This window comes from Amycolatopsis acididurans (assembly GCF_012328925.1).
Classification (GTDB): domain Bacteria; phylum Actinomycetota; class Actinomycetes; order Mycobacteriales; family Pseudonocardiaceae; genus Amycolatopsis_E; species Amycolatopsis_E acididurans.
In genome coordinates, this window is sequence record NZ_JAAXLS010000001.1 from 281,733 (window position 1) to 304,216 (window position 22,484).

Sequence of the window (22,484 nt, forward strand, 5' to 3'; positions counted from 1 at the left end):
TCAGCCCGCGATCTTCGCATTCGTCCTGCGGCTGGTGATGGGCTCGGCCAGCCGCTGCTCCTCACACGCCTGCTGCAGGGTGTCCAGCGTCTTGTCGAGTCCCTCGCCGAGGCGCGGGCCGGGGGTGAAGGTGGCGGGCAGATGACGCATGCCCTGGATGACGCCGATCGTGTCGTAGTGCACGGTGCCCTCGGAATCGCATACGTAGTCGGGCATCCGGTCGAGTACCGCGGTGAGCATGCGCTTGAACGCGGTGCGCGCCACGTTCGAGCCGATGCAGCGGTGGATGCCCAGCCCGAAGCTGTGGTGCCGGTTTCCCTTGCGCTCCATGTCGACGTGGTCGGGGTCGGGGAACACCGCGGGGTCCCGGTTGGCCATCGCCCAGGACAGCCACACCCGTTCGCCCTCCTTGAAGCGTGCGCCCGCGATCTCGCAGTCCTCGGTGAAGGTGCGCGCGTCGCCGGGCGCCGGGGTGAAGAAGCGCAGGAACTCCTCGGTCGCGGAGTCCAGCAGGGTGTCGCGTTCGCGGGAGAGCCGGGTGCGTTCGTCCGGGTGCTCGCCGAGCCATTCCAGCGCGTGCGCGGTCAGCGCGGTGGTGGTGTCGAAGCCGCCGCCGATGATCAGCGCCAGCGCACCGAGCAGGTCCATGTCCAGTGGCCGCTCGCCGTCGATGCGCAGGGTGTGCATCGCGTCGATCAGGCCGGGACGCGGATTGTCGCGGACCTCGTTGAAATGGCGCATGAGGTCGCCGAACATGACCTGCTGCTGCTCGCGGACGCGGGCCATCTCCGGCGTGTTCGGCGGCGTGTACACCGCCGCGTGCGTCGGCTCGTTGTAGAGCGTCCAGTTCTTCAGCGGAACGCCCATCATCGCGAGCGTGAACACTGCGGGCACCACGTTGGCCAGATCGTCCACGAAGTCGATCCGCCCCGACTCGATCTTCTCGTCGATCGCGGCACGCACGATCTCGTCGATGAACGGGATCCACCGGCTGACCGCGGCCGGGGACAGGTAGGGGTTGAGCGCCTGCCGGTACAGGCGCTGCTCCGGCGGGTCCATTTCGAGAAAACCGCCGCGGATGGGCGGTTTCGGGTTGGGCGCGGGGATCGAGATGCCCTGGTAGCCGCGCCGCTCGTCGTTGACGTCGTGGTCGTTGGACAGCTTGTCCGCCGACCGCGCGATCTCGAACAGTTCGCGCGCTCCTGCCGCCACCCAGTGCCCGCCGTGGGTGTCCGACCACGCGATGGGGCATTTCGACTGCATCTCGTGCGTGATCGACTCGAACTGTTCGCGGTATTCGGGCCGGTGCCGGTCGAAGTCGTACCGGGGCTTCTTGCGGTCCTCGTCGTCCACGACGTGTCCTCTCTGACGGGCGGGGCGGCTAGGAGATCGAAATGGCGCGTTCCGGGCAGGACTCGACGGCTTCCCGGACCTTGTCCTCCTGATCGACGGGAACGGTCTCGCTCACCGGCGAGGAGTGGCCGTCGATGTCGTCGAGCTCGAACACCTTCGGCGCGATCATCGCGCACAATGTGTGGCCCTGGCAGCGTTCCTGGTCAACGTGAACCTTCACGGTCGTCGTCCTCCCTTTCAGGCGCGGAAGTCGTACCACTTGAGGTAGCCACCGGCGTCCACCCGCAGCTGCATCCCGGTTATGTAACGAGCCTCATCGGAGGCGAGAAACAGGATCGCGTTGGAAATGTCGATCGGTTCCACCCAGGGGATCGGCATCGCCTGCTGCGCGGGGAACGCGGGTATGGCGTCCTCGCGGGTCGGATGCTCCAGGTCGGGCCGGAACGACTGGTACATCGGCTCGCTCTGCAGCATCGGGGTGTTGACGTTGGTCGGGTGCACGACGTTCGCGCGGATCTGCAGCGGCGCCAGGTTCGCGGCCAGCTCGTGCATGTACTCCGACAGGCCGCGCTTGGCCACCACATAGGCGGCCCCGCCGGGATCCTTACCCGCCTGCTGCATCGGCCTGGTGATCATCAGCGCGGCGGTCGAGCCGGTCGCGATGATCGACGCGCCTTCGGAAAGGTGGGGCAGTGCCGCCTGGATCGCGTTGATGACGCCGAGCATGTTGGTGCCGATCACGTCGCTCCAGGCCCGCATCGGCGGTTCGCCCTTCATCCCGGCGATCCCGGCCTGCGCGATCACGATGTCGAGGCGCCCCAGCTCGCCGATCCCGCGCTCCAGCGCCGCCCGCAGCTGCGCGGGTTCGCGCACGTCGGCCTCCGCGGTGACGATCCGGCGGCCGTGTCCCTCGACGAGACGCGCCGTCTCCTTGAGGTCCTCCGGGGTGGCCAGCTCGTACTTGATCGAATCGATGTTGCGGCAGAGGTCGACGGCGATGATGTCGGCGCCCTCCTCGGCGAGCCGCACGGCGTGACTCCGCCCCTGACCACGCGCCGCACCCGTGATGAAGGCGACTTTGCCTTGGACCCGTCCCATTCGCGCCGTCCTTCCCGCTTGCCCGGACAAGAATCTCGCTTTCGAATGCGAGAACCATACTCTCACGTGGCGTCATCACGGAAGACCCGCGCGGTGCCGTGACCTTGGCGGGTGTCCGCGGGCCCGTTCGCTGCTAGAGTCTGTGCAACCTCATTATCGAATAAGAGAATGAAGTTTTCACCCCCTCATCGAGGAGACGGGATGCGATCTCAGGACCAGGGGCCGGTCGCCACGCGAACCGGCGGCGAGGCGGCGGGCGGCGCCGCGAAGCGCATGCTCATCGACGGATGGCTGATGGAGGCAGGGCGCACCTTCCCGTCGCTCAACCCGGCGACCGGCGCGGTGCTCGGCCACGCGCCGGACGCCGGCACCGTCGAGACGGAGGCCGCCATCGCCGCGGCCCGCCGCGCGTTCGACAACACCACGTGGGCAACCGACGTCGAGCTGCGCGTGCGCTGCCTCGGGCAACTCCACCACGCCCTGACCGAGCACAAGGAAGAGCTGCGCGAGCTGACGATCGCCGAGGTCGGGGCGCCGCGTGTCACCACCTACGGCGCGCAGCTGGAAGAGCCGATCGGCATCGTCGGCTACTACGCGGACCTGCTGCGCGAACACCCGATGACCGAAGAGCTCGGCGAGACCGAGATCCGCGGCCAGCGTCACCGCCGCTGGGTGGAGAAGGAGGCGGCCGGGGTCGTCGCCGCCATCACCGCCTACAACTACCCGAACCAGCTCGCGCTGGCCAAGCTCGCTCCGGCGCTGGCCGCGGGCTGCACGGTGGTGCTCAAGGGTGCGCCCGACACGCCGCTGGTGACGCTGGCACTCGGCGAGCTGATCGCGCAGCACACCGACATCCCGCCCGGTGTGGTCAACGTCGTGACCTCCTCGGACGTGGCGGTGGGCGAACTGCTGACCACCCATCCCGACGTGGACGTGGTCACCTTCACCGGATCCACGGCCACCGGCAGGCGGATCATGGCCGCCGCGAGCGCGACGGTGAAGAAGGTCTTCCTGGAACTCGGCGGCAAATCCGCGATGGTCGTGCTCGACGACGCCGATTTCGCCCTGTGCGCGCAGTTCGCGGCGTTCACGATCTGCTCGCACGCGGGCCAGGGCTGCGCGATCACGTCACGGCTGCTGGTGCCGCGCGCCCGGCACGACGAGATCGTGGCGCAGGTCGCCGCGATGCTCGGGCACATCACCTACGGCGACCCCGCCGATCCCGACATCTACATGGGACCGCTGATCAGCGAACGGCAGCGGGACAAGGTGGACGGTATGGTCGCCCGCGCGGTCGAGGCGGGCGCGAAGCTGGTGACCGGCGGCAAGCGGATCGACCCCGGTTTCTTCTACTCGCCGACGCTGCTCGCCGACGTCGACCCGGACAGCGAGATCGCGCAGGAGGAGATCTTCGGCCCGGTGCTGGCCGTCATCGCCTACGACGACGACGAGGACGCGGTGCGCATAGCCAACAACTCGATCTACGGCCTGTCCGGCGCCGTGTACAGCGCCGACGAGCAGCGGGCGATCGCGCTGGCGCGGCGGATCCGCACCGGCACGCTGAGCATCAACGGCGGCAACTACTTCGCGCCCAACGTGCCCTTCGGCGGGTACAAGCAGTCGGGCATCGGGCGGGAGATGGGCGTTCCGGGGCTGGAGGAGTTCCAGGAGCGCAAGGCCTTCGCGGCGGTGATCGCATGAGCGGGCCGCTGGAGGGGATCCGGGTCCTCGAGGTCGCGATGTATGGATTCGTGCCCTCGGCGGGTGCGGTGCTCGCCGACTGGGGCGCCGACGTGGTCAAGGTCGAGCACGCGGTCACCGGCGATCCGCAGCGCGGGCTGCGGCAGACCGGCAAGTACGTCGTCCAGGGCGATCCGAACCCCAACATCGAGCACGCCAACCGTGGCAAGCGCAGTCTCGGCCTCGACATCGCCAAGCCCGAGGGACGCGAGGTGCTGCTCGAACTCGCGTCGCGGTCGGACGTGTTCCTTACCAACTTCCTGCCCAGGGCGAGGAAGAAGCTCGCGATCGACGTCGAGGACATCCGCGCGGTCAACCCCGGCATCGTCTACGCCCGTGGCAGCGCGCTCGGCCCGCGCGGGCAGGAAGCCGACAAGGGCGGCTTCGACATGACCGCGTTCTGGTGCCGCGGATCGACGGCCGCCAGCATCACCCCGCCCAATGTGGAGGGACTGATCAACCCGCCCGCACCGGCATACGGCGACACCATCTCGGGCACGAACCTCGCCGGTGGCATCGCGGCGGCGCTGCTCAAACGCGAGCGCACCGGCGAGACCTCCATTGTGGACGTTTCGCTGCTCGGCAGCGGGATGTGGGCGATGGGGCAGGCCATCGCCGTGTCGCTGCGGCTGGACCAGCCGTGGGAGGCGCCGGAGTCGGGCAGGCACGGCGCGCCGACGAACCCGCTGTCCGGGCTGTACCGCACCTCCGACGGGCATCACATCAACTTCGTCATGCTGCAGCCCGCCAAGTTCTGGGGCGACGTGTGCCGGCACATCGGCAGGCCGGAACTGGCCGACGACCCGCGATTCGGGACCGCGGAACAGATAGCCGAGAACACCGGGGTGGCCGTGGAGATCCTGCGCGAGGTGATCGGCGGCAGGACGCTGGCCGAATGGGCCGAGCGGTTCGCGACCCTGTCCGGGCCGTGGGCGCCGGTGCAGGACACGCTCCAGCTGCGCGACGACGGTCAGGTGCGGGCGAACGAGTACCTGGTACGGGCGGGGGAGCTGGACCTGGTGGCCAGCCCGGTGCAGTTCGACGTTTCCGCGCCGAGGCTGGGTGCGGCGCCCGAATTCGCCGCACAGACCGAGGAAATCCTGGTCGAACTCGGTGTCGGCTGGGACCGCATCATCGCGCTGAAGGAGGCGGGCGCGGTCACCTGAGCCATGGAACGACCGAGGGCCGGGCGCACGTGGCGCCCGGCCCTCAGTCGGTCCTTCAAGCGGCGGTGCTGGCGCGTGGCGCCGCGTGCTGCGCGGTCACGAAATCGGCCATCGCCAGGATGCTCTCGGCCTGGAAACCCGCCTGGTCCGGCCAGACGCGCAGATCCAGCCGGACGCGCGAGCGGGCCGCGCGGGTGGCGAACGCCAGCGAGTCGTCGAGCAGAGGATCGGTACCCGCTACCAGCAGCCGCATCGGCGGCAGGCCGTGCAGGTTCGCATACAGCGGGCTCAGCCGGTCGTCGGACAGGGCCGTGCCGCGGGCGTATTCGGACACCCGGCGGCGCAACGCCGCGACGTCGAAGCCGGGGTTGACGGCCGCGTTGAACGCCAGGCTCCTGGTCTCCAGCGTCAGATCCAGCAGCGCCGACTGCAGCACCGCGCAGCGCGGGGCCGTGGCCTCCGAATCGCGCAGCTGCACGAGCATCGCGGTCGCGAGCGAGGCGCCCAGACCCTCGCCGACCACCACGACCGGGCCCGCGGCCTGGCAGTACCGGTAGGCGGCGTGGGCGTCGATGATCGAGGCGGGAAACCGCGGCCGGTACCGAGGGCACACGATCATCGCGCCGGTCAGCAATGCCAGCTGGCGCCCGTCGCCGAGCACGGCGTCCGGCCCGTGCTCGTCCCCGTGCAGATACAACACGACCAGGTCGCTCTCGTCGCGCGGGTGCACCACCGGGCCGACGGTGCTTTCCTCGACGGTCACGTCATTCGCCACGGTTCATCACCCTTTCCGCCGCGGCCCGGTGCCTCTTCGGTGGACGCCACGGATATTGGAATTCTCCAATAGCGAGAATAGCATATCCACAGATGATCCCCGCCTTTTCGGAGCCGCCACCATGCGCAGAATTCCCGCCGACGTGATCGCACGCTACGAGGCCGAAGGCTGGTGGACGCGAGACACCATCGGCGAGATGCTCGCCCGCGGGCTCGCGGAGGCACCGGACGAGCCGTTCCGCGTCCATTCCGCCGTGCGCCCGTGGTCGGGCACCTTCCGCGACGTGGAAACCGTCGCGCGGCGGCTGGCGGCCGGACTGCGCGCCCGCGGTGTGGGGCCCGGCGACGTCGTGGCGTTCCAGCTGCCCAACTGGATGGAAGCCGCGGCCGTGTTCTGGGCCTCGGCGTTTCTCGGCGCGGTCGTCGTGCCGATCGTGCACTTCTACGGGCGCAAGGAGATCTCCTACATCCTGAAGGCCGCCGAGCCACGCGTGTTCGTCACCGCGGAACGCTTCGGGCGGATGGAGTTCCAGCCCGGCTTGTTCACCGGGGTGCCCATCGTCGGCGTCGTCGGCAAGGACTTCGGCGAGCTGCTCGCCGACGAGCCGATGCCCGGTGTGCTCACGACCGACGCCGCGCGGCCCGCGTTGATCGCCTTCACCTCCGGCACCACCCGCGATCCCAAAGGGGTCGTCCACAGTCACCAGACGCTGGGCTTCGAGACGCGTCAGCTCGCCGGCCGCTATCCGCCCGACCGCGGGCTCCAGCTCACCTCGGCGCCGGTCGGGCACTTCATCGGGATGATCAACGCGTTCCTGATCCCGGTGCTGGAGAGCAGCGCGATCCACCTTGCCGACGTCTGGGATCCGCAACTGGTGCTTTCGCTGATCGCGCGTGACGGGCTCAGTGTCGGCGGCGGCGTGCCCTACTACCTGACCAGCCTGCTCGACCATCCCGGCTTCACTCCGGAGCACTTGCGGGGGATGAAATACGCCGGACTCGGCGGCGCCGCCGTCCCGTCCGCGGTCACCACGCGCCTGGCGAGCCTTGGCATCACGGTGTTCCGCGCCTACGGCAGTACGGAGCATCCCTCGATCACCGCCTCGGAGCACACCGCGCCGGAGGACAAGCGGCTGCACACCGACGGAAACCCGTGCCCCGGCGTGGAGATCCGGCTCGCCGAGGACGGCGAGATCATCTCGCGTGGCCCGGATCTGTGCGTCGGCTACACCGACGAGGGCCTCACCGCGCGTGCGTTCGACGACGAAGGCTGGTACCACACCGGCGATATCGGGGTGCTGGACGAGGACGGCTACCTCACCATCACCGACCGCAAGGCCGACGTGATCATCCGCGGCGGGGAGAACATCAGCGCGCTGGAAGTCGAGGACATGCTGCTCGGCCTGCCCGCCGTCGCCGAGGCCGCGGTGATCTCCGCGCCGGACGACCGGCTCGGCGAGCACGCCGCGGCGTTCCTCCGGCTCCGGGCCGGATGTTCGCTGCCGACGCTGGACGAGGTCCGCGCGCACCTGGACCGGGCGGGCCTGGCGAGACAGAAATGGCCCGAGGAACTGCGCGAGGTCGAGGACTTTCCGCGCACCGCGAGCGGCAAGGTGCAGAAGTTCCGGCTCCGTGAGTCATTGCGGCTCGCGGGTGAAGAGAATAACATTCTCTCGTAGAGCAAAGGAGGATCTCATGGTTTCGCGAGTACTGCCGTACCCGCTGTTCGATGCGGACAACCACCTGTACGAGACCGAGGAATCGCTCACCAAGTACCTGCCGAAGGAGTACGCGGGGGCCATCCAGTACGTGCAGGTCAACGGCCGCACGAAGATCGCCATCCGGGGTCAGATCAGCGACTACATCCCCAACCCGACCTTCGAGGTCGTCGCCCGCCCCGGTGCGATGGAGGAGTACTTCAAGATCGGCAACCCGGAGGGCAAGAGCCGCCGGGAGATCTTCGGTGAGCCGATGCGGTCGGTGCCGGCGTACCGCGAGCCGGGCCCGCGCCTGGAGCTGATGGACGAGCTCGGAGTGGACCGCACCCTGATGTTCCCGACGCTGGCGAGCCTGGTCGAGGAACGCATGCGCGACGATCCGGAACTGATCCACGTCGTGGTGCACTCGCTCAACCAGTGGCTGCACGAGGTCTGGGGCTTCAACTACAAGGACCGGATCTTCACCACGCCCGTGATCAGCCTGCCCATTGTGGACAAGGCGATCGCCGAGCTGGAATGGTGCCTCGAGCGCGGCGCCAAGGCCATTCTCGTGCGGCCGGCCCCCGTCCCCGGCTTCCTCGGTCCGCGCTCGTTCGCGCTGCCCGAGTTCGACCCGTTCTGGAAGAAGGCGGAGCAGGCCGGCGTTCTCGTCGCGATGCACTCCTCCGACAGTGGATACGCGCGCTACACCAGTGAATGGGAGGGCGGCCGCACCGAGATGCTGCCGTTCAAGCCGAACGCCTTCCGCATGATCGGGGAGTGGCGTCCGGTCTCGGACGCGGTGGCCTCGTGGGTCTGCCACGGCGCGCTGTACCGGTTCCCGGAACTGAAGGTCGCCGTGATCGAGAACGGTTCGGCGTGGCTGGAGCCGCTGCTGGAAACCCTTGCCGACATCTACAAGAAGATGCCGCAGGAGTTCCCCGGCGACCCGGTCGAGATGGTCAAGAACCGCATCCACGTCAGCCCGTTCTACGAGGAGGACCTCGGTCACCTCACGAATCTGATCGGCGTCGAGCGGGTGCTGTTCGGTTCGGACTATCCGCACCCCGAGGGGCTCGCGCACCCGACGACCTTCGTCGACGCGCTCAAGGGCCTCGACGAGGAGGAGAAGGCCAAGGTCATGGGCGGCAACCTCGCCCGGCTGATGGGAATGTGAGCCGACACCATGGACTGGGAGACCATCCCCGCGATGGTCGCCAGCGCCGGCGATCGTTTCGGTTCGGCCGAGGCGGTCGTCGACGGCTCGCTCCGGCTCTCGTTCGCCGAACTGGCCGAGCGGGTCCGGGTCGCGGCGGGAGCCTATGCCTCGGCGGGCATCAGGAAGGGCGACCGGGTCGCGGTCTGGGCGCCCAACTCCGCCGAGTGGATCATCGCGGCGTTCGGGCTCGTCACCGCGGGTGGCGTACTGGTCCCGGTGAACACGCGGTTCCGGGCCGGCGAGGCAGGCGACATCATCCGCCGTAGCGGGTCGAAGATCCTGCTCGTCCAAAAAGGATTTCTCGGCCAGGACTACCTCGCCCCGCCCGGCGTGCCGGTGATCGATCTCAAGTCCGACTTCCTCGCCGGCGGCTCGCCCTATGTCTGCGGAGGCATACGCGGCGAGGACATCGCCGACGTGGTGTTCACCTCCGGCACGACCGGCAGGCCCAAGGGCGCGATGATGAACCATCGGCAGAGCCTGCGGCTGTACGCGGAATGGTGCGATCTGGCGGACCTGCGCGAGGGTGACCGGTACCTGCTCGTCAACCCGTTCTTCCACACCTTCGGCTACAAGGCGGGCCTGATCGCGTCGATGATCAGGGGTGCGACGATGCTGCCCGTGCCGGTGTTCGACGTGCCGCACGTGCTCGATGTGATCGAGCGGGAACGGGTGACGATGCTGCCCGGCCCGCCCACGCTGTACCACTCGCTGCTGCAGGCGCGCCACGATCGCGATCTGTCCTCGCTGCGCGCGGCGGTGACCGGCGCCGCCGACATTCCGGTGGAGCTGATCCGCCGCATCCGCAACGAACTTCCCTTCCAGTCGATCATGACCGGTTACGGGCTGACCGAATGCGGTACCGCGACCGCGTCGCGGCGCTGGGACTCCTTCGAGGACATCGCGACGACGGTCGGCACCCCGTGCGAGGGAGTGGAGATCCGTATCGCCGGCGACGGCGAGGTGCTCGTGCGCGGATACTCGGTGATGCAGGGATATCTGGACGACCCGGAGGCCACCAGGGCGGCGATCGACACGGACGGCTGGCTGCACACCGGCGATCTCGGTTCGGTCGACGAGCGCGGGCATCTGCGCATCATCGGCCGCAAGAAGGACATGTTCATCGTCGGCGGCTTCAACGCCTATCCCGCCGAGATCGAGGGCTTCCTGCTGGAGCATCCCGCCGTCGCACAGGCGGCGGTGATCGGCGTGCCCGACGACCGGCTCGGCCAGGTGGGCAAGGCGTTCGTCGTCGCGCGTGCCCCGGTGTCGGAGCGGGAACTGCTCGACTGGGCGAAGAAGCGGATGGCGGGTTTCAAGGCGCCCCGGTATGTGGAATTCCTCGACGAGCTTCCGCTCAACAGCACGGGCAAGGTCATGAAGGATCGGTTGCGATGAAACTCCTGACCGCGGACCAGGCGCTGGCCGGTGGTTCGGCCGGTGCCGCCCGGGGCTGGACCGCGGCGGAGTACCGGTCGGTATTCGGCTGGGACGTCGGCAAGAGCGACGGGCGGATCGTGCTCACACTCGGCCGCGGCGTGGTGGCGCTGCTGGTGCCGGTGCCGGTCGCGATGCGGGTCGTGCCGCGGCTGAAACGGCTCGACGCTGTCGGGCCGGTGTTCGCCGAGGCCGGTGACGAGCCGCACTGGGTGCTGCTCGCCGATGCCAACGAATTCGTGACCACCGCGGGCGACGTGCCGAAGGGAATCGTCGTACTCGGGGCAGGGCAACGGATTCCGGTACCGTGCGCCGAGACACGGGCGTCCGGGCCGCGCTGGATCGTGCCGCCCGATCCCCGGCGGCGGTGGCTGCCGACGTTGAGCACGGTACTGACGGCGATCTGGCGCGTATGACGGTTTTCGACCTCGGTCGCGCGGACGAGGTGCTGGCCGGCGGACGCGCGCGGGTGACCCTCGGGCCGGACGAGACGCCGGTGCTGATCGTGCGCACCTGGCGCGGCGTCTTCGCGATGCGCAACAGCTGCCCGCACCGCGCCCGCCCGCTGGACGAGGCCACCGTGCGCGGCCGGCTGGTGCGCTGTCCCTTTCACGGCAGGGAATACGACCTGCGCGGGGGCCGCTGCCGTTCAGCTCCGCGCGAACCGGGGCTGCGTGTGTACCGGGCGTGGATCCGGGGTGGGCGATTGTTCGTGGCACTGTGAGTTCTGTCAGGGTAGCCTGACAGCATGGACTTGTGGGAAGAAGGACAGCGGGCGTGGCACCGGCTGTCGGGATGGCGTCAGGCCCCGAGCGGGGGTGAGGACGCGCTGGCCGCGTTGACCGATCTCGGTCTCGTGCGGCGCTCGCTGGACCAGGTCGAGCTGGACGCGGTGCGGGAAGCGCGCGGGCATCGCAGGTCGTGGTCGGAGATCGCCGTGCGGCTGGGTGTCACCCGGCAGTCCGCGTGGGAGCGGTGGCGCGACGTCGACGAAGCGGTGGGGCGTGCTTCCGGGGAACAGGAGAGCGCGGCCGCGATTCGCGAGGCGGCCATCGGCGAGGTCGCGAGGGCGCGCCGGCGGGCCGGCACGGTGAAGGTGCCGGACGTGGTCGGCCTGTCCTGGGACAATGCGCGTTCGGCGTTGGTGCGCAAGGATCTCGTGCCCGCGACGCCGGATCCGGACGACCTGCCGCTGGCCGCGATCGGGTGGCCGGGTGGCGTGGTGACCGACCAGAGCCCGGAATCGGGGGCGAAGGTGGAGCGCGGTTCGACGGTCACGCTGTGGATCGACCGCAGCGGCGGTTCGGGCGTGCGTGAGCCCCGCCGCCCGAAGCCGGATCCGAAAACCGGCCGCAAACTACGGGACGAGATCACCGACGACGCGGTGACCTGAGCGGCTGCCTGGCCGAGTGCTCAGGATTCCTGGGGTTTGTGCATCAGCAGGTAGCCGTGGCGGAAGCGCTCGTCTTCGTGCGGCTCGCGCAGCATCCTGCCGATCTCGGCGAATCCGGCCTGGCGCAACAGTTCCGCGAGACGGTCGGGCGGCCAGCGATAGGCGAGCGCGACTTTGTGGTCGGCTGCTTGCGGCTGCGGGTCGTCGCCGGCGAGGAAACCGAGCAGCAGGTGGCCGCCCGGTGCGAGCACGCGGCCGAACTCGGCGAACACGGCCGGCAGCTCTCGCGGTGGCAGGTGGATGGTGGAGAAGAACGCGAGAATGCCGCCGAGTGAGCCGGTGTCCAGGTCGAGGGCGGTCATCGAGCCCTCGTCGAACCGCAGGTCCGGATGTTCCTGGCGGGCCAGGGCGACCATCTCGGGGGACAGGTCGATGCCGAAGGTGACCGGCCCGAGCGCGTGCAGGTGGGCGGTCACGTGGCCGGGCCCGCACCCGATGTCGGCGACGGGCCCGGCGTCGTGCGCCCGCACGAGCTCGGCGAACGCGGCCAGCAGTGCGCGCTCCAGCGGCAGGATCTCGAGCACGTCGCGGAAAAGCTCGGCGTAGAGCGAGGCGACGGAGTCGTAGGCGGCCCTGGTGTCGCGCAAGAGGAAGGATTCACTCACGGCGCGAATCGTAGCCGCGGCAGACGGTGCCATCGAGCACATTCGGCTCGCCGTGCGCACGGTTGTGCCGCAACCGGGCCGGTACCGGCGGGAGCCCGGCTCATGTGATCCGGGCTCCCGCCGGGTGCTCAGCCGTGCGTGAAACTGATCTTCGGTAGCACCCGGCGCATCCAGGCGGGGCACCACCAGGCGCCGTGTCCGGTGAGCCGGAGCAGTGCCGGGAGCAGCACCAGCCGTATCAACGCCGCGTCGAGCAGTACCGCGACGCCGAGGATGATTCCCATCTCCTTGGGCGGCAACGGGTCGGCGAGAGCGAAGGTGAAGAACACCGCGACCATGACGCCTGCGGCCGCCAGGATCACCCGCCCCGAGTGGGCCAGTCCTTCCAGCTGACCGGCACTGGGCTCACCGGTGATTTCGTAGTGTTCCTTCGCGGTCGAGAGCAGGAAAACGGTGTAGTCCATGGCGATGGCGAAGATCATCGCGAAGAAGAACACCGGAGCCCAGCCGTCGAGGAATCCCTGTGGGGTGAATCCGAGCAGGCTCGCGCCATGTCCGTCCTGGAAGATCAACTTGGCCGCGCCGAAGGCCGCGGTTGTCGACAGGAGGCTGACCACGGCGCCCAGCAGCGCGATCAGTGGCGCCTGGAGTGCGGCGAGCATGAGCAGGAAGCCCAGGCCGAGGATCACTCCGACCACCAGCGGCAGGTAGTTGTCCAGCGCCGTTTGCAGGTCGACGTTCTCCGCCGCGGCGCCGCCGACGAGCGAGCCGTCGGGCATGTGATCGCGCACCCTGTCCAGCGTGGTTTCGAATTGGGGGCTGGACGGATCGTCGGCGGGCAAGGCCTGGATCAGGCTGTATCCGCTACCATCCGGCGCCGGCTGCGGTGGCATTACCGCAGTCACGCCGTGGACACCGCCGGCAATCCTGGCCGCCTCCGAGGATTCGGCGGCTGGGGTGATGATCTGCAGCATGCCTGGCGCGCCTCGCCCCATGGCTTGCTGCACCGTGTCGTATCCCTGCCGGACGGGCGCATCGGCGGGCACGACCTGAATGGAGGGCATCGCCACTTTCAAGCCGAACACGGGAATGGTGAGCAGGATCAGCAGAGCCAGGGCGCCGACCGCGAAGGGCCACGGCCTGCGGTGCAGCAACGCGCCCCAGCGCGCGAACATCGGGGAGCGGTGCTGTTGCCGGCGGGCCCAGGGAAGCGAGGCGGCGTTCACGCGCCGGCCGAGTCGGCCCAACACGACCGGGAGCAGAGTCAGGGTGGCGGCGAGGACGAACACCACGGCGAGCATGATGCCGACCGCCATGGTCCGGACCGCCGGTGCGGGCACCAGCAGCACCGCGGACAGGCTGACGAGCACCGTCAGCCCGGACAACAGCACCGCCTTACCGGCCGTGTCCATCGTCTCGGAAACCGCCGCGAGCGGGTCGCCGTGGCGGCGGATACCGGCGCGGAAACGAACGACGAGGAACAGGGCGTAGTCGATGCCGAGCGCGAGGGCGAACATCATGGCGAAGTTCATCGCCCATACCGAGATCGGGGTTATTTCGTTGAGCAGCACCAGCCCGCCCGCGGAGGCGACGAGCCCGGCCAGGGTCAGCAGCAGTGGCAGGCCCGCCGCGACCAGCGAGCCGAAGGCGAGCACCATGATCGCCAGCGTGACCGGCCAGGACAGCATCTCGGCCGTGATCATGGCATCGTGGTTGGCCTGGTTGAAGTCGCTCCACAACGCCGACGCGCCGGTCGGGTTCACCTGGACGTCCGGTGTGGACAGACCGGTGAGCCGGCCTTTGTGGTCGTCGGCCACGCGGACCATGTCGTCGCTGCCGGCGCGGGCGCCGCCGAGCACGATGGCGGTGTGGCCGTCGCGGCTGATCGACGTTCCCGGTTGTGGAGCCACGACTGACGCGATCCGCTGATCGCCGTGGAGTACGCCGGTGACCTGGTCGATCACGTGCTGCATAGCAGGATCTGCGACGGTGAGCCGGTCGGAGTGCACCACAACCTGAAGCGCGGTCGATCCCTGCCCGCCGAAGTGCTGACGGGCGAGTTCACGGACCTGGACCGAGTCCGAGCCGTTGGCCTGCCAGCCGGCGCCGGCCAGAGAGGAGAACACGCTGGGCGCCAACGCACCTAGCGCGACCACCACGACGCCCCAGGCCAGCAGTACCCACCGCGCGTTACGCACCATAGTGGCACCCCACCGTCCCAGCAGGCCGGCGTGTGTTGAGCTGGGCGCCGCACCGGGCGGATCGGACTCGAGAGAAGTCACCATAGGTAAACGGTCAGCCTTTCGTGTGATCGAGAGAAGAGGTGGAGGCAAGTCCGATGTCGACACCGACTGCTGGGACGGGCCACCATGTGCTCGCCCCACACCAACTCCTCGCACGTTCATAACGAGATACCCCTGGGGGCATAAAAACATGCCCCCAGGGGTATTGGCCAACCGATCACCGGCGGTGGTGCGCTAGATCACGCTTCCCACGTCGGTGCGCACGATGTTGTCCAGTGCGCGTTCGGCGACGGCGGCGATCGTCATCGACGGGTTGCACGCGCCGGTGCTGCCGGGAATCAGGGCTCCGTCGAGCACGTACAGGCCCCGCTGCCCCCGCACCCGGCCGTCGAGATCGCACACCGTGCCCATCGGCGCGCCGCCGAGTGGATGCCACGTGCTCGGCACGACCGCGTTCGTGTCGGCCAGTGTGCCCAGTTGCCCCGCGATCCGGGTCGCGCGCTCGTGGATCGCGCTGTGTACCGCGGCGTCCCCGTCACGCGGCCACTTCAGCGTCGCCTGGCCGGTCAGTCCGTTGTAGACGAACTTTCCGCGCGCCGCGCTGACACCGAAACCGACCATCATCGTCGAGCGCAGGTCGAGACCGATCGGCGGGATGGAGGCCTGGATGACCGTGTTGGCCAGCTGCGGATCGGCCCAGTCCTTGGTGCCGTACACGACCGGACCACCCTGCGTGGCACCGAAATCGTCCTCCAGATTCGTCCACACGTAGATCCGGTCGCCGTTGGTGCCCCAGCCGCCGCCGAGCCCGTCCGGCAGATCGGGAATCGCGCCCTGTGCCGCCGCCCGCACCAGCATCCTCGTCGTGTTGACGCTGCCCGCCGCCATCACCAGCGCCGGGGTGGTGATGATCTTGTTCTCCAGCACCGTGCCACTGGTGTCGATGCGGTCAACGTCGATCTGCCAGCGGCCGTCGGCGGTACGCGAGATGCCGGTGACGTTGTGCAGCGGCGCGACGGTGACCAGCCCGGTGGCCTCCGCGGCCGCGAGGTAGGTGACGTCGACCGAGTGCTTGCCGCCGTTGTTGACGCCGAGCGCGCAATCGCCGTTGGTGTAGGACGGTTTCATCTCGCCCTTGAGCTCCCGCAGCGCATACGACCAGTCGATCGGCATCGGGATCTTCTCGACCATGTTGCCCGCCCGCTCGGCGTTGCGCTTGAACACCCGCGGTGCCTTGTAGGCCGGGCTGTCCACGAGCTCGTCCGGGGCCGTCGCGACCTGCAGCATGCTCGCCACGCGCGGATAGTGCACGCGCGCCATGGTCCGGTAGTCCAGTTCCTCGGGCAGCACGGCGTTGAACACGGCCTCGGCGGGCTGCAGCGTCATGCCCTGGTACACCAGGGATCCGCCGCCGACACCGGCCGCGGTCATCACGACCATGTTCTCCCCGACGACCGATTCGAGCACCCCCGTGTAGGGCGCCAGGCTCACCGGTTTGCCGAACAGCTGCGGCGCCGAGCCGTACCACAGCGCGCGCTTGTCGGGGCTCGCCGCGTGGGGGAAGGTCTCGGCGTTGGGACCGGTCGGCCAGCGCTTCCCGCGCTCGAGCACGAGCACCGGCACACCGGCCTCGGCCAGCCGCAACGCGGTCACGCCGCCGCCGAAGCCGGAGCCGATGACCACGACGCGGTGTTCCTCGCGCGTCAGCGGCACCCGGCTGGTACTGGCCCAGGCCGGTGCCGCGAAACCCGTCGCGATGCCGGCTCCGGCGGCAGCGGCCAGGAAGGAACGCCGGGTCAGGTCGGCCATGAAGTTCTCCACCCCTCGGATCGATCATCAGAGGAGCGCAAAACTAGACAGTTTGAATAATACTGTCAAGATCACTGGGAAGACAGGAACGGCGCCAGCCAGTGGGCGAGGTAGCGGCGCAGGTCGTCGTCCGAGCGCACGGCGTCGCTGTCGAACAGCACGACCGACAACGCGACCCTGGTGACCAGTTCGACGGTCGTGTCGTAGCCGGTCTCGTCGGCGAGGCGGGGATCGAGGGGGCGCACCGGGGACATCAGGTCGGCGACCACGGCCCTGGCCCGGCTGATCATGTCCTCGTCGAAGATCGGGTTGCCGTCCCCGGCGCGCACCAACGCGCGGAACACCGGCTCGCGACGGGTCAGCTCCCGTCCGGCGACGATCATCTCCACGACGTAGGCCAGCGCGTTCCCGGTCGCGTCCAGCCGGCACTGAACGCTCGCCCACGCGTCCACGGCGAGCGTCGCGACCGCTTGCGACACCAGCGCTTCGCGACTGCCGAAAATGGAGTACACGGTCTGCCTCGACACGTTCGCGGCGACGGCGACCGACGACATGTTCACCGCCGCGAACCCCCGCTCCTCGATCAGCGAGAGCGTGGCACGCAGAATCGTCGCCCTGGACCGCATCCGGACAGCCTAGAGGCGCCGGTCCTCAGCCCGCCGGGGTGTACTCCAGGTGCAGTTCGTTCAGCCCGCGCAGGATGAACGTCGGCTCGTAGTTGTACGTGCGCGCGCCCTGGGGCCCGTGGACCTTCTCGGAAATCCCGATCTCGCTCATCCGGTCGAGGATTCGTTCGAGGCTGACCCTGGCCTCGGCGCGGGCCAGCGGGGCACCGGCGCACGTGTGCACGCCGCGGCCGAACGCGATGTGCTCCCGGACGTTGGCGCGATCGACCTGGAACTCGGCCGGGCACGCGAACCGGCGCGGGTCGCGGTTGACCGCACCCGGCACGATCATCACCGTGGTGCCGGCCGGAACGTCCACGCCGCCGAGGGAGGTCGACCGGCGCGCCAGCCGGAAGTCCGATTTGACCGGGCTTTCGTACCGCAGCACCTCTTCGACGAAGTTCGGGATGCGCTCCCGCTCGGCACGCAATCGCTGCTGCAGCGCGGGATCCTCGCCGAGGATCAGCAGCGAGGACGCCAGCAGCCGCGCGGTGGTCTCCTGGCCGGCCGCGAACAGGAAGGTCGCCACGCGCACCACGTCGATGACCTCCGGTATCGACCCGTCGGGGAACGGGGCCGTCGCCATCCCGGTGAGTACGTCGTCGCGTGGCCCGGCTCGCCGATCCTCCACATAGGACGTGAACTTCTCGACGAGGAACTGCAGCGGATCGCTGACCGCCATCGCCTGTTCCTTGTCCAGTGAACCGGGCACCTGCGATTCGGTCTTCAGCAGCATCCGGAACAGCTCGTGGTCCTCTTCGGGCACGCCGAGCAGGTCCGCGATCACGAGCAGCGCGAAGGGCTGCGCGTAGGCGCCGATGAACTCGCACTCGCCGCGTTCGAGGAACGTGTCCAGCTGGCGGTCGGCAAGCCGCCACATGAATTCCTCGTTCTCCTTGAGCCGTTTCGGCGTCAGCAGCCGCTTCAGCAGATGCCGGTGCGCGGTGTGTCTCGGCGGGTCGAACGTGATCATGTGCTCGCTCAGCGGAAACGCGTCGCGGTGCTGCTCGATCTGCGCGCTGATGTCGTCGCCCTCTGGTTCGAACATCAGCCCGGGAAACGGCCCCATCGGCGAGTTGACCGAGGAATACGTATCCGGGTCGCGGTAGACCTCGACCGCCTCGTCGTAACCGGTCACCGCCATGACGCCGTGGTGTGGTTCGCGGGTGACCGGGCATTTCGCGCGCAGATGCTCGAAATACGGGTACGGGTCGGCGGTCAGGGACTGGTCGGTGAAGAAGTCGATCTCGTCGAACGTGGTCACGCGCGCCCTCCAGACACCGTCGGCTGACCGTTCGCGAGCGCTGAGCAGTCGCTTAAAACGGTTGCTCACTTGCTTAGCACAGGGCTTGCAGGGGGTCAAGGAATATGCCTTCGGCGCAAGGAAATCCGCCTGCTTCCGGGGATCCCGCGGCTTTCCTTGACCCCCGTGTCCCGAGCATGTTAAACAGTCGCTTAGCGCGGCGTTCGCGGCGCGGGCGACGAGGCCCGCCTCGAGTCGATGGAGGAACCCGTGTCATGAACCGGATCGAAATCCCGCGCCTGGAGCGCCGATGAGCGTCGTGGACGCGGCGGCCACCCGCTACGCAGGAACCCGTGTCCGCCGGGTCGAGGATCCGCGCCTGCTGACCGGGCACGGGACCTTTGTGGACGATGTCGTACGGCCCGGCATGCTGCACGCCTGTTTCGTGCGCAGCCCGCTGGCCCGCGCCCGCATCACCGGGATCGACACCGCCGAAGCGCTCGCGCTCGACGGGGTGCACGCGGTGTTCGTCGCCGCCGACCTGAATCCGGACGTGCGCGAACAGTGGTACACGTTGCTGGGCCGCGACATCCCGGACACTCCGCGGCCGCCGCTGGCCGAGGACGAGGTGCGTTTCGCCGGGGACCCGGTCGCGCTCGTGGTCGCGACGGACCGCTACATCGCCGAGGACGCGGCCGAACTCGTCGCCGTCGACTACGAGCCGCTCCCGCCGATCGTGGACTACGAGACGGCGCGGGAATCGGCGGAACTGGTGCACGAGAACTATCCCGGCAACGTCGCGGGCGAGCTCAGCGGCCGCCCCGCCGCGGATCTGGCGCCGGTGTTCGAGGGCGCGGCGCACGTGGTCGGCACGACGATTCACCAGCAGGCCTACGCGCCGGTGCCGATGGAAACCCGAGGCCTGGTCGCGGAATGGTCGGCCACCGACGGCGAGCTGACGATGTGGGCCTCCACCCAGGCCCCGCACGAGGTGCGCCTGTTCTGCTCCCGGCTGCTGGGCCTCGCCGAACACAGGGTGCGCGTCATCATGCGCGACACCGGCGGCGGTTTCGGCCAGAAGGTGCTGCCGATGCGCGAGGACATGTGCATCATGCTCGCGGCGCGCAAACTGCCCGCCGCGGTGAAATGGGTCGAGGACCGGCGGGAGAACCTGTTGTCGGCGGGCCAGGCCCGGCACGAGCACGCGGACGTCAAACTCGCCTTCGACGAGCAGGGCGTGATGCTCGCCGCGCAGATCGACCACGTGTCGGACGCCGGCGCGTATCCGACGCCGTGGCCGGTGCAGAGCGCAGCACCCGTCGGCATGCTCTTTCCCGGCCCCTACCGCATCACCCAGGCCACCTTCTCGGTCACATCGGTGTTCTCCAACACCAGCGGCCGCGCGGCCTACCGCGGCCCGTGGCAGTTCGAGTCGGTGGCGCGCGAGGTGCTCGTCGATCGCGCCGCCCGTGAGCTGGGTATCGACCCGGTCGAGCTACGCCGGCGCAACCTGCTGCGGCACGACGAACTGCCGTTCTTCAATCCCAACGGCATGCCCTATTCCGACATGACCCCGCTGGAAACCTTCGAGCACGCCCTGGAAATCCTTGACTACCAGGGATTCCGCGCCGAACAGAAACGGGCGCGCGCACAGGGCCGGTATCTGGGCGTGGGTACGGCGAGCTACGTCGAGCCGACGACCGCGGCCATGGGACTGCACGCCACCGAGGGCGCCACGATCCGGATCGAACCCTCGGGCAAGGTCAACGTGTACGTCTCGGGCGGCTCCACCGGCAACAGCCTGGAAACCACCGCGGTCGCTCTGACGGCCGACGAACTGGGCGTCGACATCGCCGACGTGCACACGATCCAGGGCGACACCGCCATCACCCCGTTCGGCGGCGGCACCGGGGGCAGCCGGTCGGGCTCGATGATCGCGGGCGCCGTCGCGGAAACCGCGTCGATCCTGCGGGAACGGATCGTGGCCATCGCCGCGCACCGGCTGGAGGCCGCCGCCGAGGACATCGAACTGGCCGAGAGCCGGGCCAGGGTGCGCGGTGTCCCGGACAAGGGCGTGAGCCTCGCCGACATCGCCGCCATGGCCTACTTCCAGGTCGACGCGCTGCCGCCCGATGTTCCGCCGGGTCTGGAGGCCAGCGCGCGCTATCGCGGCAAGAGCCCGATCATCTGGGCCAACGCGACGCACGTGTGCACCTGCGAGGTGGACATCGTGACCGGGCAGGTGAAGCTCCTGCGCTACATCGTCAGCGAGGACTGCGGCCCGATGATCAACCCGAACATCGTGGAGGGCCAGATCGCGGGCGGCACGGTGCAGGGCATCGGCGGCGCGCTCTACGAGCAGCTGGCCTACGACGACGACGGCAACCCGGTCAGCACGACGTTCATGGACTACCTCCTGCCCACCGCCACCGAAGTGCCCGACATCGAGTACGGCCACGTCGAAACGCCGGGCCCCGGTCCCGGCGGCTACAAGGGCGTCGGCGAGGGCGGCGCGATCGGCGCCCCGCCCGCGGTGATCAATGCCGTCGCCGACGCGTTGCGGCCGTTCGGGGCCGAGATCACCCGGCTGCCGCTGTCGCCCGCCGCGATCGTCGAGCTGATCGAGGCGGCGAACCGATGAAACCTCCGGCATTCGACTATCACGTGCCCACCGGCATCAAGGAAACCGTGTCGCTGCTGGCCGAACTGGGCGAGGAGGCGAAGGTCATCGCCGGCGGGCAGAGCCTGGTGCCGATGCTGGCTCTGCGGCTGGCCGTGTTCGAGCATCTCGTCGATCTGCGCGACGTGGCGGGACTGCGCGGCATCGAACACCGCGACGACGCGGTGTGGGTGGGCGCGGCGACCACACAGGCCACGATCGAACGGTCCGCCGAACTCGCCGCGGCCGTGCCGCTGCTGACCCGGGCCACACCGCTGATCGGGCACTTCCAGATCCGCAACCGGGGCACCATCGGCGGTTCGCTCGCGCACGCCGACGCGGCCGCCGAATACCCCGCCGTGGTGCTCGCGCTCGATGCGATGCTGGAGGCGGAATCGCCCGGCGGAACGCGCTCGATTCCCGCGACCGGGTTCTTCACCGGTTTGTGGGGTACCGAACTGGCCGCCGACGAGATCCTCACCGGCATCACTTTCCCGCTGTGGCAGGGGCGATCGGGGTTCGCGATCGAGGAGTTCGCGCGCCGCCACGGGGATTTCGCCATCGCGGGCGCCACCGTCGCGGTGCGGCTCGACGATGAGGACCGGGTGAGCCGGTGCGGCATCGGTTTGTTCGGGCTGGGGCCCGCGGCGCAGCGGGCGTCCGCCGTGGAAACCGAGGTCACCGGAAGGCCCGTCGCCGGGATCTCGGCGACCGAGGTGGGGCAGGCCGCGATGTCGGACCTGGACTCCGTGCCTTCGGATCTGCACGGCCCCGCCGCCTACCGCAAGCGGGTGGGGGCGGCGATGGTGGCGCGCGCGTGGGAGCGAGCAGTGGGAGAGGCACGCGATGTCTGAGGTCGAGATCGAGCTGAAGGTCAACGGCGGCGTTCGCCGCGCGGCGGTCGAGCCGCGGCTGACGCTGGCGGACTACCTGCGCGTGCACTGTGGACTCACCGGCACGCATCTCGGCTGCGAGCACGGGGTCTGCGGTGCGTGCACGGTGCTGGTCGACGGTGCCGCCGTGCGGGCGTGCCTCGTGTTCGCCGCGCAGGCCGACGGAGCCGAGGTCACCACCGTGGAGGGCCTCGCCGGTGATGACGGTGAGCTTTCCCCGGTGCAGGATGCCTTCCGCGACCACCACGGGCTCCAATGTGGATTCTGCACCCCGGGTTTCGTGGTCTCGGCCACCGCGTTCCTGCGGGACAACCCGCGGCCCACCGACGAGCAGATCCGCGAAGCACTGTCCGGGAACCTGTGCCGGTGCACCGGATACCAGGGAATCCTCCAGGCCGTCCGCGCGGCGGCGGAGTCCGATCAGGAATGA

Annotated in this window: 20 protein-coding genes; 11 read left to right on the plus strand and 9 right to left on the minus strand. The window is 69.2% G+C overall.

Annotation, left to right across the window (positions count from 1 at the left end; genetic code table 11):
* From HFP15_RS43745 to HFP15_RS01430, 3 genes are read right to left on the minus strand one after another with little or no spacing between them, the layout of a single operon-like run.
* Entirely contained in the window at positions 1-1,353 is a 1,353-nt protein-coding gene (locus tag HFP15_RS43745; RefSeq protein ID WP_210716596.1) for a cytochrome P450, read from the minus strand.
* Positions 1,354-1,381: 28 nt separating this feature from the next.
* Entirely contained in the window at positions 1,382-1,573 is a 192-nt protein-coding gene (locus HFP15_RS01425; protein ID WP_168510517.1) for a ferredoxin, read from the minus strand.
* 17 nt (positions 1,574-1,590) lie between these two features.
* A complete protein-coding gene (locus tag HFP15_RS01430; protein WP_168510519.1) occupies positions 1,591-2,451 on the minus strand; it encodes a mycofactocin-coupled SDR family oxidoreductase in 861 nt (286 codons plus the stop codon).
* Positions 2,452-2,652: 201 nt separating this feature from the next.
* On the opposite strand from HFP15_RS01430, the gene HFP15_RS01435 reads away from it, so the two are divergent.
* Positions 2,653-4,152 carry an aldehyde dehydrogenase family protein gene (locus HFP15_RS01435; RefSeq protein ID WP_168510522.1) on the plus strand — a complete coding sequence of 500 codons (1,500 nt, stop codon included), beginning with the start codon at positions 2,653-2,655 and terminating at the stop codon, positions 4,150-4,152.
* Positions 4,149-5,357 carry a CaiB/BaiF CoA transferase family protein gene (locus tag HFP15_RS01440; protein WP_168510524.1) on the plus strand — a complete coding sequence of 403 codons (1,209 nt, stop codon included), beginning with the start codon at positions 4,149-4,151 and terminating at the stop codon, positions 5,355-5,357. The genes HFP15_RS01435 and HFP15_RS01440 overlap by 4 nt, the downstream gene beginning before the upstream one ends.
* A 55-nt stretch (positions 5,358-5,412) precedes the next feature.
* Here the strand turns inward: HFP15_RS01440 and HFP15_RS01445 are convergent, their stop codons facing one another.
* Complete coding sequence (locus HFP15_RS01445; protein ID WP_168510526.1) at positions 5,413-6,132, minus strand: alpha/beta hydrolase fold domain-containing protein; 720 nt, start codon at positions 6,130-6,132, stop codon at positions 5,413-5,415.
* A 121-nt stretch (positions 6,133-6,253) separates the two neighbouring features.
* Here HFP15_RS01445 and HFP15_RS01450 point away from each other — a divergent pair, with 121 nt between their 5' ends.
* Genes HFP15_RS01450 through HFP15_RS01475 form a run of 6 tightly spaced genes read left to right on the plus strand, consistent with a single transcriptional unit; the run spans position 6,254 to position 11,877 of the window.
* Complete coding sequence (locus tag HFP15_RS01450) at positions 6,254-7,810, plus strand: AMP-binding protein (protein WP_168510528.1); 1,557 nt, start codon at positions 6,254-6,256, stop codon at positions 7,808-7,810.
* 16 nt (positions 7,811-7,826) lie between these two features.
* Positions 7,827-9,005: an amidohydrolase family protein gene (locus HFP15_RS01455; protein ID WP_168510530.1), complete on the plus strand. Its 1,179-nt coding sequence runs from the start codon at positions 7,827-7,829 to the stop codon at positions 9,003-9,005.
* Between the two features lie 9 nt (positions 9,006-9,014).
* Positions 9,015-10,445, plus strand: coding sequence for a FadD3 family acyl-CoA ligase (locus HFP15_RS01460; RefSeq protein ID WP_168510532.1), 1,431 nt, complete (start codon positions 9,015-9,017; stop codon positions 10,443-10,445).
* Positions 10,442-10,900 (plus strand): hypothetical protein, encoded by a 459-nt coding sequence (locus tag HFP15_RS01465; protein ID WP_168510533.1) that lies wholly within the window; start codon positions 10,442-10,444, stop codon positions 10,898-10,900. Before HFP15_RS01460 ends, HFP15_RS01465 begins: the two co-directional genes overlap by 4 nt.
* Positions 10,897-11,208: a Rieske (2Fe-2S) protein gene (locus HFP15_RS01470; RefSeq protein WP_168510535.1), complete on the plus strand. Its 312-nt coding sequence runs from the start codon at positions 10,897-10,899 to the stop codon at positions 11,206-11,208. Before HFP15_RS01465 ends, HFP15_RS01470 begins: the two co-directional genes overlap by 4 nt.
* Before the next feature lie 24 nt (positions 11,209-11,232).
* Complete coding sequence (locus HFP15_RS01475; protein ID WP_168510537.1) at positions 11,233-11,877, plus strand: PASTA domain-containing protein; 645 nt, start codon at positions 11,233-11,235, stop codon at positions 11,875-11,877.
* A 20-nt stretch (positions 11,878-11,897) separates the two neighbouring features.
* Here the strand turns inward: HFP15_RS01475 and HFP15_RS01480 are convergent, their stop codons facing one another.
* The 5 genes from HFP15_RS01480 to HFP15_RS43750 all read right to left on the minus strand — a co-directional run bounded on the left by HFP15_RS01480 (position 11,898) and on the right by HFP15_RS43750 (position 18,523).
* On the minus strand, positions 11,898-12,575 hold the full coding sequence (locus HFP15_RS01480; RefSeq protein WP_210716597.1) for a class I SAM-dependent DNA methyltransferase: 678 nt from the start codon (positions 12,573-12,575) through the stop codon (positions 11,898-11,900).
* A 95-nt stretch (positions 12,576-12,670) separates the two neighbouring features.
* Positions 12,671-14,827, minus strand: a complete 2,157-nt coding sequence (locus HFP15_RS01485; protein WP_168510541.1) for an MMPL family transporter — start codon at positions 14,825-14,827, stop codon at positions 12,671-12,673.
* 192 nt (positions 14,828-15,019) lie between these two features.
* Complete coding sequence (locus HFP15_RS01490) at positions 15,020-16,594, minus strand: GMC oxidoreductase (RefSeq protein WP_168510543.1); 1,575 nt, start codon at positions 16,592-16,594, stop codon at positions 15,020-15,022.
* Positions 16,595-16,665: 71 nt separating this feature from the next.
* Complete coding sequence (locus HFP15_RS01495) at positions 16,666-17,220, minus strand: TetR/AcrR family transcriptional regulator (RefSeq protein WP_168510545.1); 555 nt, start codon at positions 17,218-17,220, stop codon at positions 16,666-16,668.
* 25 nt (positions 17,221-17,245) lie between these two features.
* On the minus strand, positions 17,246-18,523 hold the full coding sequence (locus HFP15_RS43750) for a cytochrome P450 (RefSeq protein WP_168510547.1): 1,278 nt from the start codon (positions 18,521-18,523) through the stop codon (positions 17,246-17,248).
* 289 nt (positions 18,524-18,812) lie between these two features.
* Between HFP15_RS43750 and HFP15_RS01505 the strand changes: the two genes are divergently transcribed.
* From HFP15_RS01505 to HFP15_RS01515, 3 genes are read left to right on the plus strand one after another with little or no spacing between them, the layout of a single operon-like run.
* Positions 18,813-21,143, plus strand: coding sequence for a xanthine dehydrogenase family protein molybdopterin-binding subunit (locus HFP15_RS01505; protein WP_168510549.1), 2,331 nt, complete (start codon positions 18,813-18,815; stop codon positions 21,141-21,143).
* On the plus strand, positions 21,140-22,015 hold the full coding sequence (locus tag HFP15_RS01510; protein WP_168510551.1) for an FAD binding domain-containing protein: 876 nt from the start codon (positions 21,140-21,142) through the stop codon (positions 22,013-22,015). Before HFP15_RS01505 ends, HFP15_RS01510 begins: the two co-directional genes overlap by 4 nt.
* Positions 22,008-22,484, plus strand: coding sequence for a (2Fe-2S)-binding protein (locus HFP15_RS01515; RefSeq protein WP_168510553.1), 477 nt, complete (start codon positions 22,008-22,010; stop codon positions 22,482-22,484). The genes HFP15_RS01510 and HFP15_RS01515 overlap by 8 nt, the downstream gene beginning before the upstream one ends.

What these genes read in the sequence shown, in the direction of transcription:
- HFP15_RS01430 (WP_168510519.1), bottom strand. Translation starts at nt 2,451, where the DNA reads ATGGGACGGGTCCAAGGCAAAGTCGCCTTCATCACGGGTGCGGCGCGT.
- HFP15_RS01435 (WP_168510522.1), top strand. Translation starts at nt 2,653, where the DNA reads ATGCGATCTCAGGACCAGGGGCCGGTCGCCACGCGAACCGGCGGCGAG.
- HFP15_RS01440 (WP_168510524.1), top strand. Translation starts at nt 4,149, where the DNA reads ATGAGCGGGCCGCTGGAGGGGATCCGGGTCCTCGAGGTCGCGATGTAT.
- HFP15_RS01450 (WP_168510528.1), top strand. Translation starts at nt 6,254, where the DNA reads ATGCGCAGAATTCCCGCCGACGTGATCGCACGCTACGAGGCCGAAGGC.
- HFP15_RS01455 (WP_168510530.1), top strand. Translation starts at nt 7,827, where the DNA reads ATGGTTTCGCGAGTACTGCCGTACCCGCTGTTCGATGCGGACAACCAC.
- HFP15_RS01460 (WP_168510532.1), top strand. Translation starts at nt 9,015, where the DNA reads ATGGACTGGGAGACCATCCCCGCGATGGTCGCCAGCGCCGGCGATCGT.
- HFP15_RS01465 (WP_168510533.1), top strand. Translation starts at nt 10,442, where the DNA reads ATGAAACTCCTGACCGCGGACCAGGCGCTGGCCGGTGGTTCGGCCGGT.
- HFP15_RS01470 (WP_168510535.1), top strand. Translation starts at nt 10,897, where the DNA reads ATGACGGTTTTCGACCTCGGTCGCGCGGACGAGGTGCTGGCCGGCGGA.
- HFP15_RS01475 (WP_168510537.1), top strand. Translation starts at nt 11,233, where the DNA reads ATGGACTTGTGGGAAGAAGGACAGCGGGCGTGGCACCGGCTGTCGGGA.
- HFP15_RS01480 (WP_210716597.1), bottom strand. Translation starts at nt 12,575, where the DNA reads ATGGCACCGTCTGCCGCGGCTACGATTCGCGCCGTGAGTGAATCCTTC.
- HFP15_RS01485 (WP_168510541.1), bottom strand. Translation starts at nt 14,827, where the DNA reads ATGGTGACTTCTCTCGAGTCCGATCCGCCCGGTGCGGCGCCCAGCTCA.
- HFP15_RS01490 (WP_168510543.1), bottom strand. Translation starts at nt 16,594, where the DNA reads ATGGCCGACCTGACCCGGCGTTCCTTCCTGGCCGCTGCCGCCGGAGCC.
- HFP15_RS01495 (WP_168510545.1), bottom strand. Translation starts at nt 17,220, where the DNA reads ATGCGGTCCAGGGCGACGATTCTGCGTGCCACGCTCTCGCTGATCGAG.
- HFP15_RS01505 (WP_168510549.1), top strand. Translation starts at nt 18,813, where the DNA reads ATGAGCGTCGTGGACGCGGCGGCCACCCGCTACGCAGGAACCCGTGTC.
- HFP15_RS01510 (WP_168510551.1), top strand. Translation starts at nt 21,140, where the DNA reads ATGAAACCTCCGGCATTCGACTATCACGTGCCCACCGGCATCAAGGAA.
- HFP15_RS01515 (WP_168510553.1), top strand. Translation starts at nt 22,008, where the DNA reads ATGTCTGAGGTCGAGATCGAGCTGAAGGTCAACGGCGGCGTTCGCCGC.